This is a genomic window from Phreatobacter sp. (genome assembly GCF_052440005.1).
Classification (GTDB): domain Bacteria; phylum Pseudomonadota; class Alphaproteobacteria; order Rhizobiales; family Phreatobacteraceae; genus Phreatobacter.
This window is the reverse complement of sequence record NZ_JBQVQL010000013.1, coordinates 35,267-51,618: the sequence shown is the minus strand read 5'-3', so window position 1 is coordinate 51,618 and position 16,352 is coordinate 35,267. Positions and strand designations below refer to the sequence as shown.

Genomic DNA, 16,352 nt, shown 5'->3' with positions numbered 1-16,352 from the left:
CCCAGTCGTCAGCGGGTCCCTTTACGGCGCCCGATATCCCAGATCGGAGGATAGTTTGCCGGCAAAAGCCAGCATGGCCTTGGCGCGCTCGCCGCCGACCCCTGTGTCGAGCATGCCGGCGGCGGCGATCATGGTCACGACGCACTGGAGCTGGCCAGTGTAGTCCCGCACGGGGGCGGCAATGGCGTTGACCCCCGGCACCGGCTGTCCCTCGATCGGGGCAAAGCCGTGCCGGCGGATGAAGGCCGCATGCTTCTTCAATTCCGCCAGCGTGGTGACCTGACCGATCCGCTGCGTCGCACGATCGGTCCGCTCGGCAGCGACGCGCTCGGCGATCAGGCTTTCGGGCAGGTGAGCGGCGAAAACGCGGCCGGTGGCCGTGCCCGTGATGGAGAAGACCGTCCCCGCACGCACGTTGACATGCAACTGGTGCGGCCCCTCCTGCACCTGGATGATGGTGGGCCCATAGGTGCCCCAGACCGACAGGGCGATCATGGCGGACTGTTCCGTCGAAAAGCCGACGATGGCGCTGCTCGCCATGCGCAGAGGTTCATGCGTGCGCAGCCTGACGAGGCCCAGGTTGAGCGCCGTCGGTCCGAGACGGTAGAGGCCCGAGCCGTCCTCCTGCTCGACCAGTCCGGCGCTCTTGAACGAAACGAGGTAGGCATGCGCCTGGGCTGCGGTCAGGCCCGCGTGTTCGGCGAGGTCGCGCAGCATGGCTGGCCGGCCGATCGTGACGAAGGCGTTGAGGATACGGCTCCCGGTTTCGATCGCCCCGATACCTCGCTGGGGTTTGGTCTGCACGGCCATCACTCTCCGCCCGACGTCTGCCCCGGCATCCTATCACGCTGCCCGGCACCTGCACGGATCGCCGCGCCGGTCCGGTCAGGGGTAACCCGAGCGGGCCCGCGTTGAACAGCATGTCGAGGCGCGACGCCGGATCCGACCCTTGAGCCTAGCGGTCCATCAGGGTCGGCAGGATGGTCATCAGGCCGGGGAAGGCCATGGCGATGGCGAGGCCGACGGCCTGGAGCAGGAAGAAGGGTATGATGCCGCGGTAGACGACGCCCATGGACAGGTGCGGCGGCAATGTCCCCTTCATGTAAAAGAGCGTGTAGCCGAAGGGCGGCGAGATGTAGCCCATCTGGATGGTGATGGCGTAGAGCACGCCGAACCAGATCTCGTCGAAGCCGAGGAACTTCACCACGGGGATGAAGACCGGCACCGTGAGCAGGATGATGCCGATCTCGTCCAGAACCGTGCCGAGGAAGATCAGGATCGCCATCATCACCAGCAGGATGACGATGGGCGCCACGTCCAGCGACTTGATCAGGCCGAGCAGGGTGTCGGCCCCGCCGAGGCCGGTGAAGATCGCCACATAGGCCTTCGCACCGATGGTGATCCACAGGATCATCGCGGTCGCCTTGGCGGTGTCGACGGCGGAGGAGACGAGGGCGTCCCGCGTCAGGCGCTTCTCCATGGCCGCGGCGATGACGGCGCCGAGGACGCCTACGGCGGCCGCTTCCGTCGGCGTGGCGATGCCGAAGAAGATGGAGCCGAGGATCATGACGATGATGAAGGTCGGCAGAATCAGCGAACGCAGAGCCCTCAGCTTCTCGGCGAGCGGCACGTCGCCGGTGTCGTCGGCGAGCGGCGCGACCTCCGGCTTCAGCCAGGAAATGACGATGATGTAGAGGATGTAGAGCGTCGCCAGGATGATGCCGGGCACGATGCCGGCCATCAGCATCTTGCCGATCGAGACCTGCGCCGTCACGGCATAGACGATGGTCAGCACCGAGGGCGGGATGAGGATGCCGAGCGTGCCGGCGGCGCAGATCGTGCCGGTCGCGAGTTCCGGCGAATAGCGCCGCCGCAGCATTTCGGGGAGGGCGAGCAGGCCCATGGCGGTCACCGCCGCGCCGACCACGCCCGTCATCGCCGCCATGATCACGCAGATCACCACCGTGCCGATGGCGAGGCCGCCGCGCAGCCGCCCGAACCACAGTTCCATGGCGCGGTAGAGCTTCTCGATGACCCCTGAGCGGGACAGCAGCGCCGCCATCAGGATGTAGAGCGGAATGCCGAGGAGCGCCTCCGACTTCATCGTGTCGAAGATCTGCAGGACGAGGATGACCACCGCCTGCGGGTTCCACAGCGTGACGGTGATGACGAGGGACAGGCCGCCGAGCACGAAGGCGATGGGCAGTCCGGTCAACATGAACAGCGTCAGGCCGCCGAACATGAGCACGAGAATGGCGGTGGACGAGAGTGCCGGCGTCATGACGCGACTGCCTCATAGCCGGAGTCGCGGAACAGCAACCGGAGGAACTCGGCGAGCGCCTGGGCGAGCATCAGCGCGAGGGAGAGGGGGACCGCCGCCTTCGCCCACCAGATCGGCGGGTTCCAGGCCGAGAAGGAGGTCTCGCCGTAGTTCCAGGAATCGACCGCCAGCGGCCAGGAATACCAGAGCAGGATTGCCGCGAAGGCGATGATGATCGGCATGTTGACGAGGTCCAGCACACGCCCGGCACCGGGCGAGAGGCGCTGGCGGATGATGTCCATGGCCACGTGGCCCTTGAGGTGCAGGACGTAGGGACCGGCGAGCAGGAAATACGGGCCGAAGATGAGGACGGCGAGTTCCATTGCCCAGACGGTGGGGCTGTTGAAGACGTAGCGCATGGCGACGTCGATCAGCATCACCGGCACGATGGCGTAGATGGACAGCGCGGCGAGATAGAAGGCCGCCCGGCTGACCGCGGTGACGGCGCGCGCGAAGGCGCTGATGATCGGCGGCACGGCCGGCTCCTCGGGGAGGGGGTCGAAGGCGACGTCGGCCGGGCAGTGCCCGGCCGACGTGCGGCATCAGGCGAGGACGCCGAGCTTCTTCATGAAGTCGATCTGGCTTCCGATGATCTTCTTCGCCAGCGCGTTGTCCTTGGTGGCCGCCTGCCAGGCCGCGACGGCCTTCGGACGGTTGGCGAGGATGTCGGCGCCGTCCAGCATGTGGATGGTGCAGCCCTTGGCCTTGTACTTGTCGAGCACGAGCACGTCCTGGACGAGGATGTGCTGGCGCAGGCTGGTCGAGATCTCCCGCGCCGCCACCGTCAGCGCCGCCTTGAACTCGGCCGGAAGGGCGTCGTGGGCGCGACGGTTGGCGACATAGCTCGTCGCCGTCGTCGGCTGGTGGACTCCCGGCAGCACGACATGCTTCGCGACTTCGGCGAGGCCCGCCTCGAAATTGGCGGTGAGGTCGCCGCGGTCGGCGATGTCGATGACCCCCTTGTCGAGCGCCGAGTAGACCTCGCCCGTCGGCAGCGGCGAGACCGAGACGCCGAAGGCGGCCATGACGGCGGAAGCGAGGCCGACGAAGCGGCCCTTCTTGCCGGCGAGGTCGGCGATCCTGGTGATCGGCACCTTCGAGTGGATCGGCTCCTGGCCGTAGATGGTCGGGGCGACATAGACGAGGCCGGCAGGGGCATAGGCTTCACGGGCCATCTCCAGGCCGCCCATCTCGTAGAACCAGGCCTCGAACTGGTCGGATTCGGGGAAGCCGAACGGAATGGTCGAGGTGAAGGCGAAAGCGGGGATCTTGCCGGCCTCGTAGCCGTCGAAGGTCTTCATCATCTCGAAGGCGCCGCCGCGCACCGCGTCGAAGGCCTGGGCAGCGGGCACGATCTGGCCGCCCGCGAAGAGGTCGATGGTGAACTTGCCGCCGGTGAGCTCACCGACACGCTTGACGAAACGCTCCTCGAACTTCTGCGGGGTCGTGCCCGGATCCCACAGCGCCTGCATGCGCCACTTCACCTGGTTCTGGGCGAGGGCGGGGGCGGCGAGGCCGGTGGCGGCGGCGGCGACGGCCGCGCCCTTGAGGACGATGCGACGGTCGAGAGTCATGGGATTCCTCCAAGATTTGTTCTGGTTGTGGACGAGGACGCGCGTCGGGGCACGTCCCCCATGCGCTGGTCAGCCCTGACGGAGCCGGGCCAGAATCTCCTTGGCGCGGTCGGTGCGCACGTCGTGGGCGGCGGCAAGCTCGGCGGCCACCGTGTCGATCTCGGGACCGGTGGCACCGGCGACGATGGCGATGTTGCGGGCGTGAAGGGCCATGTGGCCGCGCTGGATGCCCTCGGTGGCGAGCGCCCTGAGGGCCGCCATGTTCTGCGCTAGACCCACCGCAACCGTCACCTCGGCGAGTTCCTGCGCGGTCTCCACGCCGAGGATCTTCAGGGAGAGCTGGGCGAGGGGATGGGTCTTGGTCGCACCGCCGACGAGGCCGAGCGCCATGGGCATTTCGAGGGTGCCGACCAGGCGGCCGTCGGTGGAGAGCTCCCAGGTGGTGAGCGAGGTGTAGCGCCCCGAGCGCGCCGCATAGGCATGGGCGCCGGCCTCGATGGCGCGCCAGTCGTTGCCGGTGGCGACGACGACAGGATCGATGCCGTTCATGATGCCCTTGTTGTGGGTCGTCGCGCGGTAGGGATCGACGGCGGCGAAGGTATAGGCGTCGAGGATGCCGTCGATCATCCGCTGGCCGGAGAACTCCTTGGTCGCCAGCGCCTCGGGGGTCAGGCTGACCCGGGCCCGGGCGACGCGCAGGTCAGCAAGGTTGGAGAGGATGCGCAGGCGCACCGTGCCACCGGTCACCCGCTCGGCGATGGGCGCCACCGTCTCGGCCATGGTGTTGACCGTGTTGGCGCCCATGGCGTCGCGCACGTCGACGAGGAGGTGCATGACGACGATGGCGCCGCGCGGGGTGTGCGGGAAGACGTGAACCTCGATTTCGCGGCAGCCGCCGCCGAGGGAAATGAGCACCTTGTCCCTGGCATTGGCGGCGGCGACGATCTCGTCGCGGGCGCCGAGCAGCCGGAGCCGCGCGCCGTAGGGATCGGTGAGGCCGACGATCTGCACCTGGGCGCGCATGATCGGCAGGGTGGAGGAGGTCTCGAAGCCACCGCAGCCGCGGGCGATGCGGGCCATGTAGGAGGCGGCGGCAACCACGGAGGGCTCCTCCACCGCCATGGGCACGAGATAGTCGCGGCCGTTGACCTGGAAGTTGGTGGCGACGCCGAAGGGCAGTTCGAAGGTCCCGACGACGTTTTCGATCATGCCGTTGGCGCGGGTCAGCGGCAGCGCGCCAGGAGCGGTGAGCATGGCCTTCTCGGTCTCGGTCAGGCCGACGGCGTCCGCGAGCATGGCGACGCGGTCGGCCGGCTCCAGGCTGCGGTAGTTCTCCAGACGCGAATTGACCGCGTTGCGACGCGACGGCTCGGCACTCATCGGCAGTTTCCTCAGACGGCGGCCACGGCGGACCACGCTTGATTTTCACGAGAGTTTGGCCAGTCTGCGCGAACCCACAAGGTACAGTTCGGCCTATCGTCCGCCCAACTGTGCCAGTAAACCAGCTGGTACGATTTGATGCGCACGAGCCGTTCCGAACAGATCGCGGCGATCATCCTCAAGCTGATCGAGGAGGGGCACCTGCCGCCGGGCCGGCGCATCGCCTCGGTCAGGGCGGCTGCGCAGGAATACGGCGTCGCCAAGAATACCGTGGTGGAGGCCTATGACCGGCTCGTCGCGTCGGGCGCATTGGAGCCGCGGGCGGGGTCCGGCTTCTACGTGGCGGCGCCGCGCCGCCGCGGCGTCGAGGTCCGGCCGGCCCATGTCGCCGCGGCCATCGACCATCTGTCGCTGCTGCGCGAACAGCTCGACCAGCATCATGCCGTCAGGGTCGGCGACGGCCGCCCGCCGCCCAGCTGGATGGAGGGCTCGGAACTCAGGCGGTTCCTGCGGCCGCGCGCGGGCCTCGGCGGCGGCGAAATGGAGCATGGCTACGGCGCCCCGCAGGGCTTTCAGCCGCTGCGCGAGCGCATCGCGCACCAGCTGATCGAACGCTCCATTCCCGCCACCTCCGCCGAGGTGCTGATGACCTTCGGCGCCAATCACGGGCTCGACCTCATCGTCCGCCATTTCCTCGAGCCGGGGGATGCGGTGTTCGTCGACAGTCCGGGCTACTACCCGCTGTTCGGCAAGTTGCGCCTCATGGGCGCGACGCTGGTGCCGATCCTGCGCACGGCGGAGGGACCCGATCTCGATGACTTCGAGGCCAAGGCCGTGCAATACCGGCCGAAGCTGTTCTTCACCCAGGCGCTCGCCCACAACCCGACCGGCACCTCCATGGGGCTCGCCAGCCTGCACCGCCTGCTGCAGGCGGCGGAGCGCCACGACATGATGGTGGTGGAGGACGACCCCTTCGCCGACATCCTGCCGCCGATGACGCCTCGCCTCGCCGCGCTCGACCACCTCGACCGCGTCCTCTATGTCGGCACCTTCTCCAAGACGCTGTCGGCCAGCCTGCGCGCCGGCTACATCGCCGGCCATCGTGACGTCATCCGGTCGCTCACCGACGTCAAGATGCTGACCGTCGTGAACAGTTCCGGCTATGTGGAGCGGCTCATCCATGACCTCATGGCCGAGGGCCATTACCGCCACCACCTGAGGCGGCTGCGCGACCGCGTGGCGCGGGCGAGCGAGGCCGCGGCCGACAACCTCGGGCGGCTGGGCCTCCCCGGCTTCAGCCCACCGTCGGGCGGCTACTATCTGTGGTGCCCGCTTCCAGAAGGGTTCGACGACATGGCGCTGACGGCGCGGGCGGCCGATGCCGGGATCTTCATGGCGCCGAGCTCGATCTTCACACTGGACCGGGTGGGATACCGGCCGGCGATCCGCGTCAACGTCGCCTATGCGGACGATGCCCGCTTCCTCGCCTTCATGCGCGCGGAAATCGACGCCTAAGGTGAACCCTCGGAGCCCGCGCCCCGGGGCGTCCGGTCAGGAGCGGCGACCTCCGCCGGTTTTCGTGATTCCGGACTCCGCGGAGCGGACCAGCGCCATAGACCTGTGCCATGTCTGCCCCGACCGATGTCCGTTGGCGGGTGGTGGATCAACTTTCTCGTCCTATTCCCCTTCGAAGGCCGTCAGTGCAAGCGCCCCCTCATCTCAGAATGAGGATGACTAGCGAGGCGGACTGATCGCCTGCCGCGTCCGCTCATCGGCCGGATAGGGTGCCGACATGTCAGGAGGTATGGGCCAGCACGCAGCAGATTGTGATCGCTGCAGACGAGCAATGCCACTGCCAATCGTCCTCTCCACGAAAGTAAAAGTGGTAAAGTGCATGGAGCGACAGCAACACTGCGACAGGTGCATTAGGCAAGGGGATGCCGGCCGCAGCAAGCATGTAGACGTTGGTCGCGACGAGACAGAGCGCCAGCAGCTGATCGAGCCAACGAAGGTGCGTCTCGTCGCTGAGGTGATAGAACGCGGAGACGATCGCGACCGCGAGAGTGAGCGCTGCGGTTGCAATCAGGCCCTTCGTGAATGCTACGAGGCACGGCACCAAGAACGCCGCGTTGCTTGCGACCTTGGATACGAGCAAAGGGTGTCGCGTGGCATGACCCATGGCCCTCCAACGAGCAACAAGGGCCACCGCTCCTATTCAAGTGGCATTTCCACAATGGCCTGGGGAGCTCGATAGGCTCGCCTGCTCGGGAATAGGTTCGCTGTGCGAACGCCTTGCACGAGAACGTGCTGCGCAAATGGGTGCGGGAGCTGGCGTTCGATCCCTGCCATGCCTTTCCAGGTCACGGTCAGATGAAGCCGGAGCAGCTTGAGATCTGGAAACTGCGGCGGGAGGGTGCCAAACGCGGAACGTGACATCCTGAAGAAGGCCGCAGCCTACTTCGCGAAGGACGTGACATGAGGTTCGCGTCCGCCAGCGAGCAGCTCCAGAAGCTGATGGCCGACCATGGCGTCGCTTGCTCGATGAGCCGATCCGGCAACGCAAGGCCTACCGCACGCGCAACGAGGCCCGGGCCGACGTGTTCAACTGGGTCGAGAGGTTCCAACGCGCTGTCCGCAGGCACTCGACCCTAAGCTGCGTCAGCCCGATGGAGTTCGAACGGAATGTGGGATTGGCTTAACTGCGCGTCCACGAAACCATGAGCGGGCCAGGCTGCCGTGGTTCGGCGCTGGGACGGTCCAGCCCGGTTCAGCCCGGTCGCAGATTCCCGCCTCAGGCGCCGGGATAGTCGGGGTCGCGCAGGAAGGGGAAGGGACCCGCCGCCTTCTCGACATAGGCGGTGTGGCTAACGAGACCGGACGTCTCCGTCCACAGGTGCAGGTGGAAGGCCGCCGGCTCGAAGTTGAACTGCCCGGCAGGCTTGTCGTTGAGGTCCAGCACCACCTGGTGGGCGACGGAGGGGGCGACCATGGCGAGGGTGCCGGCGAACAGCGCCTGGATCGGCCGGTGATGGTGGCCGGCGAGGACGCGCACCACCTGCGGGTGGCGGCGGATGACGGCCTCGAACTCCGCCGTGCCCTCGAGCAGGCTGATCCGGTCCATGTGATGGATGCCGCAGACGAAGGCCGGGTGGTGCATGGCGACGATGGTGGGCTTGCCCGGCGCTTCGGCGAGGCGTTCCTCCAGCCAGGCGAGCCGCTCGGCGCAGAGCCGGCCGGCGCCGGAGCCCGGCACCACCGTGTCGAGGCCGACGAGACGCACCGGGCCGAGGTCGGTCGCCCACTGGGCGAAATGCGGATGGTCCGACAGGCCGGGGAAGTCGGCGAACATCGCCTTGAGGTTCTCGCGGCGGTCGTGGTTGCCCGGGATCAGCCAGACCGGCATCGGCAGCCGCGACAGCATCCGCTTCAGGTTCTCGTATTCGGCGGGGAGGCCGTTGTCGGTCAGGTCGCCGGTGATCAGCACCGCGTCGGGCCTGGGATCGAGGGCCAGGACCGCGTCGATGGCCCGCTCCGTCAGCATGTTGGTCTCCGCCGTGCGGTAGGCGGCAAGCCCGTGGGGGCGCACGTGGAGATCGGTGAGATGGGCGAGCAGCATGGCGCGATTCCGGATGGACGATGCCGGCTGCCTAGGGGCGGCGCATGACGGCACGACGACAGCCGGACGCCGTCGCGAGCCGTCACGGGAGCGTCGTCCAATCGTCGGTGAACCGTCATCGGCGCGTTGCCGTTCCGTCGTCGAAGCCGCGTAGGCCAGCCCCATCACGGAGCGGGTGGGCATGGCCGGTATCGTCCTCGATGCGATCGAGAAATCCTTTGGCGAGACGCGCGTCCTCAAGGGCGTGAGCCTCGCCTTCGACCAGGGCGCCTTCGTCTCGCTGGTCGGTCCTTCGGGGTGTGGAAAGACCACGCTCCTGCGCATCATCGCCGGCCTGGAGAGCGCCGACAGCGGCCGTGTCGTCATCGGCGGCGCCGAGGTCACCGGCCGGCGCGCCGCCGACCGCGACGTCGCCATGGTGTTCCAGAACTACGCGCTCTATCCGCACATGACGGTCGAGCAGAACATGGCCCTGCCGCTGGTCATGCGTCGCCTGTCGGCCCTCGAGCGGGCTCCCTTTCTCGGCCGTCTCGTCTCGGGTACGGCCGAGCGCCGCGCCGCCATCCGCCGCGAGGTGGAGGAGGCGGCGAAGCTCCTCTCGATCGACCATCTCATGGCCCGCCGCCCCGGCCAGCTCTCCGGCGGCCAGCGCCAGCGCGTCGCCCTCGGCCGCGCCATCGTCCGCCACCCCAGGGCCTTCCTGATGGACGAGCCGCTGTCGAACCTCGACGCGGCCCTGCGCCACGACATGCGGCGCGAGCTCGTCGACCTGCACCGGCGCGTCGGCGTGACGACGGTCTATGTCACCCACGACCAGGCCGAGGCCATGACCATGTCCGACCGCGTGGCGGTGATGCTCGGCGGCGTGGTGCTGCAGTTCGGCTCGCCCCGCGAGATCTACGAGCAGCCTGCCACGATCGACGTGGCGAAGTTCATCGGCTCGCCGCGCATCAACATCCTGCCTGCCGAGACGGACGCCGAGGGGCGCGTCGTCGTCGCCGGTTTCGCCACCGGCGAGGTGGCACCGCGGACCGGCGGCCGCATCGAGGCCGGCATCCGGCCCGAGCACCTCGTGCCTGCGGCCAACGGCCTCCCGCTGGCGGTGCGCCATGTCGAGTTCCTCGGGGCGGAGGTGCTGGTCTATGGCGAGCACAAGGCGACCGGCACGGCGCTGATCGTCCGCCTCGACCCCGAGGCCTGGGAGACGACGCCGTCGCGCCACGTCCTCTGCGTCGCGCCGCTCCCGGGCCGGCTCCTCGCCTTCGACGCCGCCGGCACCCGCGTCGGCCTGATCAGCGCCGAGGCGGCGCGCCAGGTGCAGGCGCCGGCGGCGCCCGGGCCGCTGGTGCGGGTGCCGCGCTATGTCTGACCTCGCGCTTCCCGCATCGCTGGCGCCATCCGACCGCCGCGCTGACCCGATCGGCCGCGGCGAGGCGCTGGCCGCCTGGCTACTCACCGGCCCCGCCATCCTCGCCTTCGTGCTGATGCTGCTGGTGCCGACGCTCGCCGTCGTTGCCATCGCCTTCACCGACTACGAGCTCGGCGCCACCGCCCTTCGCTTCGTCGGCTTCGCCAATTTCGCCGAGCTGATGGAAGACCGCGGCTTCGTCGTCTCCTTCCGCAACACCGCCTTCTTCGTGGCGGTGACGACGCCGGCCTCGGTCGTCGGCGGCCTCGCCCTGGCGCTCGCCATCGAGGGCGGCCGCCGCGGGCGCACCTTCTTCCGGGCCGTCTTCTTCCTGCCCGTCGTCTCGCTGATGGTCGCGATGGCGACCGCCTTCCAGTACATGTTCCACCCGACCATCGGCCCGGTGAACGCGCTGCTGCGCGGCCTCGGCATCGTCGGCCCGAACTGGCTCGGCTCCTCCGACAGCGTCATGTGGACCCTCGCCATCATCGGCGTGTGGGAGCAGATCGGCTTCAACATGGTGCTGTTCCTGGCGGGGCTGACCGCCATCCCGCGCGACCTCTACGCGGCGGCTGAGGTCGACGGCGTGCGCTCCGGCTGGTCGCGTTTCTGGACGGTGACCTGGCCGCTGCTCGGCCCCACCACGCTCTTCGTCCTGACCATCACCATGATCCGCTCGCTGCGCGTCTTCGACATCGTCGCGACGCTGACCCAGGGCGGGCCGAACAAGGCCTCCGAGGTGCTGCTCTACACCATGTACACGGAGGGCTTCACCTACTTCCGCATGGGTTATTCCGCCGCCATCACCGTCGTCTTCCTCGCGGTGGTGGTCGTCCTGATGCTGATCCAGACGCGCCTCATCGACCGGCGCGTGCACTACGGGTGAGGCGGTCATGATCCCCGGTTCCAACGACCGCAGCCTTCTCGCCGACCTGCCGCGCCTCGCCATCCTGAGCGCGCTCGGCCTGCTCTTCCTGATGCCGTACCTGTGGATGATCTCGGTGTCGCTGAAGCCGCTGGACGAGGTCTGGCGCGCCTCCATGTCGCTGATCCCCGAGACCTTCGCCATCCAGAAGAACTACGGCCGCGTCCTCTCCGAGGTGCCGATCGGCCGCTATCTCCTCAACGGCGCCATCGTCTGCTTCGGCATCCTCGTCTTCCAGCTCGCCTTCGCCCTCCCGGCCGGCTACGCGCTCGCCAAGCTCCATTTCCGCGGCCGCGAGACGCTCTTCGCCTTCGTCATGCTCGGCCTGCTGATCCCCGCGCATGTGCCGGCCATCCCGCTCTACATCGCCTTCGCCAAGACGGGCATCCTCAACACCTATGCGGCGCTCATCGCGCCCTCGACCATCTCGGTCTTCGCCATCTTCATGTTCCGCCAGTTCTTCCGCTCCATGCCGGACGAACTGATCCAGGCGGCGCGCATGGATGGCCTCGGCGAATGGTCCATCGTCTGGCGCATCGTCGTTCCCAACGCCTGGCCGGCCGCCACCGCCTTCGCGATCTTCTCCGTCGTCGCCCACTGGAACGACCTGTTCTGGCCGCTCATCGCCGTCTCCGGCAAGGGCGAGCTCGCAACCCCGGCCCTCGGCGTCGTCTACTTCCGAACGGAAGAGGCCGGCGACGATTTCGGCGCCCTGATGGCCGCCGCGACCCTGACGACGCTGCCCCTCGTCGCCGCCTTCCTCCTCGCCCAGCGCCGCTTCATCGAAGGCATCACCATGACCGGGCTCAAGGGATGAGCCCGGCCCGCCCCCGTCGTCCCCGGAGTTCGCGATGACCGTCCGCCTGACCCGCCGCACCGCCCTCGCCGCCGCCGCCGCGACACTTGCCGCCCCGCGCCTCGCCTTTGCGGCGCCGGTGGAGATCGAGGTCCACTACGCGATGCCCGCCGTCTACAAGGACGTGATGGACCGGCTCGCCGCCGACGCCATGGCCGCCCACCCCGACATCAAGGTGAGCTATCGGCAGGCGAGCGCGAGCTACGACGACGGCGCCCAACTCGTCCTGCGCGAGGCGGTGACCGGTCGCCAGCCCGACCTCTCCTTCCAGGGCCTCAACCGCCTGCGCGTCATTGCCGAGCGCGGCTTAGCCACCGACCTCGCGCCGTTGCTCGCCGCCGAGGGCGATGCCGGCAAGCTCGGCTACACGCAGGAACTGCTCGGCCTCGGCAAGGCAGGCGGCGTCCAGGCGGGCCTCGCCTTCGCCACCTCCAATCCCATCGTCTTCGTCAATGCCGACCTGTTCCGCCGCGCCGGGCTCGACCCCGACCGGAAGCTGACGACCTGGAACGAGATCATCGAGGCTTCGGGGAAGATCTCCGCCCTCGGCGGCGGCGTCCACGGCTCCTACTATCGCTGGCAGGGGGACTGGATCTATTCGGCCCTCCTCTTCGGCTTTGGTGGCCGGATGATGGACGAGGCCGAGCGCGAGATCGGCTTCGCCGGGCCGGAAGGCCGGGCTTCCCTCACCGTGCTCGACCGCCTCGTGAAGGAGGGCGGCATGCCCGCCCTGTCGGGCGAGGCGGGCGCCCAGGCCTTCGCCGCGGGCCGTGTCGGCATGTATTTCTGGTCGACCGCTTTCCTGCGCCAGGCCCAGCGCTCCCTCGGCGGAAACTTCCAGCTCGCGACCTGGGAATTCCCTCTCGGCGACCGCGCCCGTGGCCGGCTGCCGACCGGCGGCGCCGCCGGCATGGTGTTGGCAAAGGACCCGGTGAAGCGGCAGGCCGCCTACCGCTTCCTGCGTCACTGCACCTCGCCGGAGGGCACCGCGGTCATGGTCAAGGGCACCGGCTACGTGCCGGTCAACCAGCTCGCCGCCGACGATCCGCGCCACCTCGGCGACTTCTACCGCGAGAACCCGCTGTTCATGACCGGCGTGCGGCAGATGCCGATCATGGTGCCTTGGTACGCCTTCCCCGGCTCCAACGGCGTCCGCATCTCCTCCGTCATCACCGACAACGTCTCTCGTGTGGTCGAGCAGAAGGCGGGCGTCGACGCCGCCCTCGCCGACATGGCCCGCGACGTCACGCGCCTCTTGCCGCGCGCCTGATCCCCTCATGCCCCGCGGGCCGGAGGGGCCGGCCGGCGGGGATCTTGTTCAGACCAGCCCCGGAACCGAGGTTGTCATGTCCACCAAACTCACCCGCCGCTCGACGCTCGGCCTCATGGCCGGCGCCGCCGCCATCGCGATGCCGAACGTCGTGCGCGCGCAGACCGTCGAGGTCGTCGCTCACTATTCCATGCCGCCCATCTTCAAGGCCGCCATGGAGGCCGTTGCCGAAGCCTTCAACAAGAAGAGCGACAAGGTGAAGGTCACCTATGTCAATCCGACGCCCACGTACGAGGACGGTGCCCAGCTCGTCCTGCGTCAGGCGACCACCGGCGGCCTGCCGGACGTCTCGTTCCAGGGCCTCAACCGCCTGCGCCTCTTCGCCGAGCGGTCGATCGCCGCCGACCTGAAGCCCTTCCTCGATCGTGAGGGCGACCTCGCGAAGATCGGCTACTCCCGGCCCATCCTCGGCCTCGGCCACCATGGCGGCGTGCAGTGCGGCCTCGCCTTCGCCACCTCGAACCCGATCAGCTACATGAACGTCGATCTCCTGAAGAAGGTCGGCGCCAGCGCCGAAACCTTCCCGAAGAACTGGGACGACGTCATTGCCCTGTCCGCGAAGATCGCCGCCCTCGGCGACGGCAATACCGGCATGTTCTTCCGCTGGCCGGGCGACGACTGGATGTTCTCGGCGCTGCTCTACGGCTTCGGCGGCCGCATGCTGACCGAGGACGAGACGAAGGTCGCCTTCGACGGCGCCGAGGGTCTCGCCGCGCTGCGGCTGCTCGACCGCATGGTCAAGGAAGGCAAGATGCCGAACCTCACCGGCAATGCCGACCTGCAGTCCTTCGGCGCCGGCAAGATGGGCATGATGTTCCGCACCACGGCGCAGGTGCGCCAGGTCTCCGGCATGGTCGGCAGCAACTTCGAGATGCAGACCACCACCCTGCCGGTCATCGATCCCGTGAAGGGCCGCCTGCCCACCGGCGGCGCCGGCGCCATGATGACCGCCAAGGACCCGGCCCGTCAGGCCGCGGCCTGGGAGTTCATCAAGTTCGCAACCTCCGCCGAGGGCACGACGCTGATGGCGAAGAACACCGGCTACGTGCCCTGCAACCAGCTCGCCATCGACGATCCCGCCTATCTCGGCGAGTTCTACAAGGCGAACCCGCTGTTCCAGGCGGCGACGAAGCAGGTCCACCTGATGATCCCGTGGTACGCCTTCCCGGGCCAGAACTCGGTGCGCGTCACCCAGGTCATGGTCGACAATCTCGCCCGCATCGTCGAGCAGAAGGCTTCCCCGGACGAGGTCCTGCGCGACATGTCGCGCGAGGTCACGCGTCTCATTCCGCGTCGCCAGGGCTGATCGCAGCCTGTTCGAACCCGCCCGGCGCCAGCCGGGCGGGTTCGGTGGAGGGCTGCGCGGTGCGCCCGGTTCTCTCCGCCAGGAACTGTCGCACGGCAGGGTCGCGGCTGAGGCCGATGGCCCGCTCGTAGGCCCCCCGCGCCTCGCTCTCGCGGCCGAGGGCGGCGAGGAGATGGGCCCGCGTCGCCCAATAGGGTTGGTGCGTGGCGATCCCGTCCATGGCGATCCTGTCCAGCGCCTCCAGTCCTGCCGCCGGCCCGTCGCATTCGGCGAGCGCGGCGGCGTGGCCGATGCGGGCGCCGATGGCGGGGACCCGCGCGACGAGGCCGCGGTAAAGGTGTTCGACCGCGCGCCAGTCGGTGCGCCCTGTCCGGCGACGATCGGCATGGACCGACTGGATCGCCGCCTCAAGTCCGTAGCGGCCCGGAGCTTCGCCGGGCCTCGCCCGCCGCAGGCGCTCCTCGGCCTCCGCCAACAGCGCCGCGTTCCAGTCGTCCGGGTCCTGCTCGGACAAGGGTACGAAGGCTCCGCTCGCCCGGTCGCGGCGCGCCGGTTTGCGCGCTTCGGAGAACAGGAGCAGCGCCAGAAGCGCATTCGCCTCGGCATGGTCGGGTGCGAGTTCGGCGACGATGCGCCCCAGCCAGCAGCCCTCTTCCGTGAGATCGCCGCGCGCATCGTCGGCGGCGAAGTCATCGTCCCAGCCGAGCGTGTAGGCGGCGTAGATGGCATCGAGGACCGCGTCGATCCGCTCCGGCAGCACGTCTGCGCCGGGCAGCTCGAAACCGAGACCCAAGTCGCGGATGCGCGCCTTCGCCCGCACCAGGCCCTGGGCCAGGGTCGCCGGCTTGAGAAGGAAGGCCGAGGCCATCCTGCGCACCTCGATGCCGAGGATGATCTGCATCATGAGCGGCGTGCGGATGGCCGCATCGATGGCGGGATGGGCGCAGGCGAGCATCAAGGACAGCCGCCGGTCGGGAAGCGGTCCGTCCTGCCGCGCGAGCCGTTCCTCATCGAGGAGGGCGACCTCTGCACGGAGCGCGCCGGCCGTCGCCTGCCGCCGCCAAGCGTCCACCGCGATGCGGCGGGCGGCAGCGAGGAGCCAGGCGTCGGGATTGTCCGGAACGCCCGAGACCGGCCAGGTCTCGAGCGCCCGGAGCAGCGCACCGCCGAGGGCATCCTCGGCGGCGGCGAGGTCACGGCCGCGCGCGGCGAGGAGAGAGAGCAGCCGTCCGTAGGACAGGCGCGCCGCCCGCTCGACCGCCGTGGAGGCCGTGTCCGTCATGGCGTCACGTCGCGAGCACGGGCCGCACCTCGACGGCGCCGGTAACCGCGGCCGGGTTGCGGGCCGCCCATTCCAGCGCCGTGTCGATGTCGGGCACCTCGATGAGGTAGAAGCCGCCGAGTTGCTCCTTCGTCTCGGCATAGGGACCGTCATGGATATCGCGCCGGCCCTCGACGAGACGCAGGGTCGTCGCCGAATGGGCCGGCAGCAGGGCCGCACCGCCGACCAGCACCCCGGCCTCGATGAGTGCCTTGGTATAGGCACCCCAGGCAGGCCCGTCCGGGGCGTTGTCGGGGCGGCGGTCGGCGAAGCCGTCGGGGTGGACGTAGTTCAGAATGGCGAAGCGCATCGCTCT

At 68.8% G+C, this 16,352-nt stretch carries 15 protein-coding genes and 2 pseudogenes; 8 read left to right on the top strand and 9 right to left on the bottom strand.

Annotated features, from left to right (window positions below; genetic code table 11):
• Nucleotides 1–21: 21 nt before the first annotated feature.
• The 5 genes from ACT6XY_RS05410 to ACT6XY_RS05390 form a co-directional block, all read right to left on the bottom strand.
• Nucleotides 22–804, bottom strand: a complete 783-nt coding sequence (locus ACT6XY_RS05410) for an IclR family transcriptional regulator (RefSeq protein WP_444747307.1) — start codon at nucleotides 802–804, stop codon at nucleotides 22–24.
• Between the two features lie 151 nt (nucleotides 805–955).
• The gene (locus ACT6XY_RS05405; RefSeq protein WP_444747306.1) at nucleotides 956–2,281 is read right to left on the bottom strand and encodes a TRAP transporter large permease; all 1,326 of its coding nucleotides are present in this window, start codon (nucleotides 2,279–2,281) and stop codon (nucleotides 956–958) included.
• Nucleotides 2,278–2,796, bottom strand: a complete 519-nt coding sequence (locus ACT6XY_RS05400) for a TRAP transporter small permease subunit (protein WP_444747305.1) — start codon at nucleotides 2,794–2,796, stop codon at nucleotides 2,278–2,280. The genes ACT6XY_RS05405 and ACT6XY_RS05400 overlap by 4 nt, the downstream gene beginning before the upstream one ends.
• A 66-nt stretch (nucleotides 2,797–2,862) precedes the next feature.
• Nucleotides 2,863–3,894 carry a TRAP transporter substrate-binding protein DctP gene (gene dctP / locus ACT6XY_RS05395; protein WP_444747304.1) on the bottom strand — a complete coding sequence of 344 codons (1,032 nt, stop codon included), beginning with the start codon at nucleotides 3,892–3,894 and terminating at the stop codon, nucleotides 2,863–2,865.
• Nucleotides 3,895–3,963: 69 nt separating this feature from the next.
• Entirely contained in the window at nucleotides 3,964–5,274 is a 1,311-nt protein-coding gene (locus ACT6XY_RS05390) for a hydroxymethylglutaryl-CoA reductase, degradative (RefSeq protein WP_444747303.1), read from the bottom strand.
• 138 nt (nucleotides 5,275–5,412) lie between these two features.
• On the opposite strand from ACT6XY_RS05390, the gene ACT6XY_RS05385 reads away from it, so the two are divergent.
• Nucleotides 5,413–6,789: an aminotransferase-like domain-containing protein gene (locus ACT6XY_RS05385; protein WP_444747302.1), complete on the top strand. Its 1,377-nt coding sequence runs from the start codon at nucleotides 5,413–5,415 to the stop codon at nucleotides 6,787–6,789.
• A gap of 280 nt (nucleotides 6,790–7,069) precedes the next feature.
• Here ACT6XY_RS05385 and ACT6XY_RS05380 read toward each other — a convergent pair whose 3' ends face one another.
• Nucleotides 7,070–7,453, bottom strand: a complete 384-nt coding sequence (locus ACT6XY_RS05380) for a hypothetical protein (RefSeq protein ID WP_444747301.1) — start codon at nucleotides 7,451–7,453, stop codon at nucleotides 7,070–7,072.
• 113 nt (nucleotides 7,454–7,566) lie between these two features.
• Here ACT6XY_RS05380 and ACT6XY_RS05375 point away from each other — a divergent pair.
• Both ACT6XY_RS05375 and ACT6XY_RS05370 read left to right on the top strand, forming a co-directional pair.
• A pseudogene (locus tag ACT6XY_RS05375) lies at nucleotides 7,567–7,761 on the top strand (transposase); the annotation flags it as partial.
• A gap of 6 nt (nucleotides 7,762–7,767) precedes the next feature.
• Nucleotides 7,768–7,973: pseudogene (locus ACT6XY_RS05370) on the top strand (IS3 family transposase); the annotation flags it as partial.
• Between the two features lie 92 nt (nucleotides 7,974–8,065).
• Here the strand turns inward: ACT6XY_RS05370 and ACT6XY_RS05365 are convergent.
• Entirely contained in the window at nucleotides 8,066–8,890 is an 825-nt protein-coding gene (locus ACT6XY_RS05365) for a phosphodiesterase (RefSeq protein ID WP_444747300.1), read from the bottom strand.
• A 181-nt stretch (nucleotides 8,891–9,071) separates the two neighbouring features.
• Between ACT6XY_RS05365 and ACT6XY_RS05360 the strand changes: the two genes are divergently transcribed.
• The 5 genes from ACT6XY_RS05360 (at nucleotide 9,072) to ACT6XY_RS05340 (ending at nucleotide 14,715) form a co-directional block, all read left to right on the top strand.
• Entirely contained in the window at nucleotides 9,072–10,259 is a 1,188-nt protein-coding gene (locus ACT6XY_RS05360) for an ABC transporter ATP-binding protein (protein ID WP_444747299.1), read from the top strand.
• Nucleotides 10,252–11,184, top strand: coding sequence for a carbohydrate ABC transporter permease (locus tag ACT6XY_RS05355; RefSeq protein ID WP_444747298.1), 933 nt, complete (start codon nucleotides 10,252–10,254; stop codon nucleotides 11,182–11,184). The genes ACT6XY_RS05360 and ACT6XY_RS05355 overlap by 8 nt, the downstream gene beginning before the upstream one ends.
• Nucleotides 11,185–11,191: 7 nt before the next feature.
• On the top strand, nucleotides 11,192–12,040 hold the full coding sequence (locus tag ACT6XY_RS05350) for a carbohydrate ABC transporter permease (RefSeq protein WP_444747297.1): 849 nt from the start codon (nucleotides 11,192–11,194) through the stop codon (nucleotides 12,038–12,040).
• Nucleotides 12,041–12,074: 34 nt separating this feature from the next.
• Nucleotides 12,075–13,349, top strand: a complete 1,275-nt coding sequence (locus ACT6XY_RS05345; RefSeq protein ID WP_444747296.1) for an ABC transporter substrate-binding protein — start codon at nucleotides 12,075–12,077, stop codon at nucleotides 13,347–13,349.
• A gap of 76 nt (nucleotides 13,350–13,425) precedes the next feature.
• Entirely contained in the window at nucleotides 13,426–14,715 is a 1,290-nt protein-coding gene (locus ACT6XY_RS05340; RefSeq protein ID WP_444747295.1) for an ABC transporter substrate-binding protein, read from the top strand.
• Here the strand turns inward: ACT6XY_RS05340 and ACT6XY_RS05335 are convergent.
• Both ACT6XY_RS05335 and ACT6XY_RS05330 read right to left on the bottom strand, forming a co-directional pair.
• Nucleotides 14,693–15,997 (bottom strand): RNA polymerase sigma factor, encoded by a 1,305-nt coding sequence (locus ACT6XY_RS05335; RefSeq protein WP_444747294.1) that lies wholly within the window; start codon nucleotides 15,995–15,997, stop codon nucleotides 14,693–14,695. The two genes, ACT6XY_RS05340 and ACT6XY_RS05335, sit on opposite strands and share 23 nt — an antisense overlap.
• Before the next feature lie 4 nt (nucleotides 15,998–16,001).
• Nucleotides 16,002–16,346: a YciI family protein gene (locus ACT6XY_RS05330; RefSeq protein WP_444747293.1), complete on the bottom strand. Its 345-nt coding sequence runs from the start codon at nucleotides 16,344–16,346 to the stop codon at nucleotides 16,002–16,004.
• Nucleotides 16,347–16,352: the final 6 nt, after the last annotated feature.

Excerpts from the sequence above, each read along its gene's own strand:
- dctP (WP_444747304.1), bottom strand. The coding sequence starts at position 3,894 with ATGACTCTCGACCGTCGCATCGTCCTCAAGGGCGCGGCCGTCGCCGCC.
- ACT6XY_RS05330 (WP_444747293.1), bottom strand. The coding sequence starts at position 16,346 with ATGCGCTTCGCCATTCTGAACTACGTCCACCCCGACGGCTTCGCCGAC.
- ACT6XY_RS05380 (WP_444747301.1), bottom strand. The coding sequence starts at position 7,453 with ATGGGTCATGCCACGCGACACCCTTTGCTCGTATCCAAGGTCGCAAGC.
- ACT6XY_RS05340 (WP_444747295.1), top strand. The coding sequence starts at position 13,426 with ATGTCCACCAAACTCACCCGCCGCTCGACGCTCGGCCTCATGGCCGGC.
- ACT6XY_RS05345 (WP_444747296.1), top strand. The coding sequence starts at position 12,075 with ATGACCGTCCGCCTGACCCGCCGCACCGCCCTCGCCGCCGCCGCCGCG.
- ACT6XY_RS05405 (WP_444747306.1), bottom strand. The coding sequence starts at position 2,281 with ATGACGCCGGCACTCTCGTCCACCGCCATTCTCGTGCTCATGTTCGGC.
- ACT6XY_RS05360 (WP_444747299.1), top strand. The coding sequence starts at position 9,072 with ATGGCCGGTATCGTCCTCGATGCGATCGAGAAATCCTTTGGCGAGACG.
- ACT6XY_RS05355 (WP_444747298.1), top strand. The coding sequence starts at position 10,252 with ATGTCTGACCTCGCGCTTCCCGCATCGCTGGCGCCATCCGACCGCCGC.
- ACT6XY_RS05365 (WP_444747300.1), bottom strand. The coding sequence starts at position 8,890 with ATGCTGCTCGCCCATCTCACCGATCTCCACGTGCGCCCCCACGGGCTT.
- ACT6XY_RS05350 (WP_444747297.1), top strand. The coding sequence starts at position 11,192 with ATGATCCCCGGTTCCAACGACCGCAGCCTTCTCGCCGACCTGCCGCGC.
- ACT6XY_RS05390 (WP_444747303.1), bottom strand. The coding sequence starts at position 5,274 with ATGAGTGCCGAGCCGTCGCGTCGCAACGCGGTCAATTCGCGTCTGGAG.
- ACT6XY_RS05385 (WP_444747302.1), top strand. The coding sequence starts at position 5,413 with ATGCGCACGAGCCGTTCCGAACAGATCGCGGCGATCATCCTCAAGCTG.
- ACT6XY_RS05335 (WP_444747294.1), bottom strand. The coding sequence starts at position 15,997 with ATGACGGACACGGCCTCCACGGCGGTCGAGCGGGCGGCGCGCCTGTCC.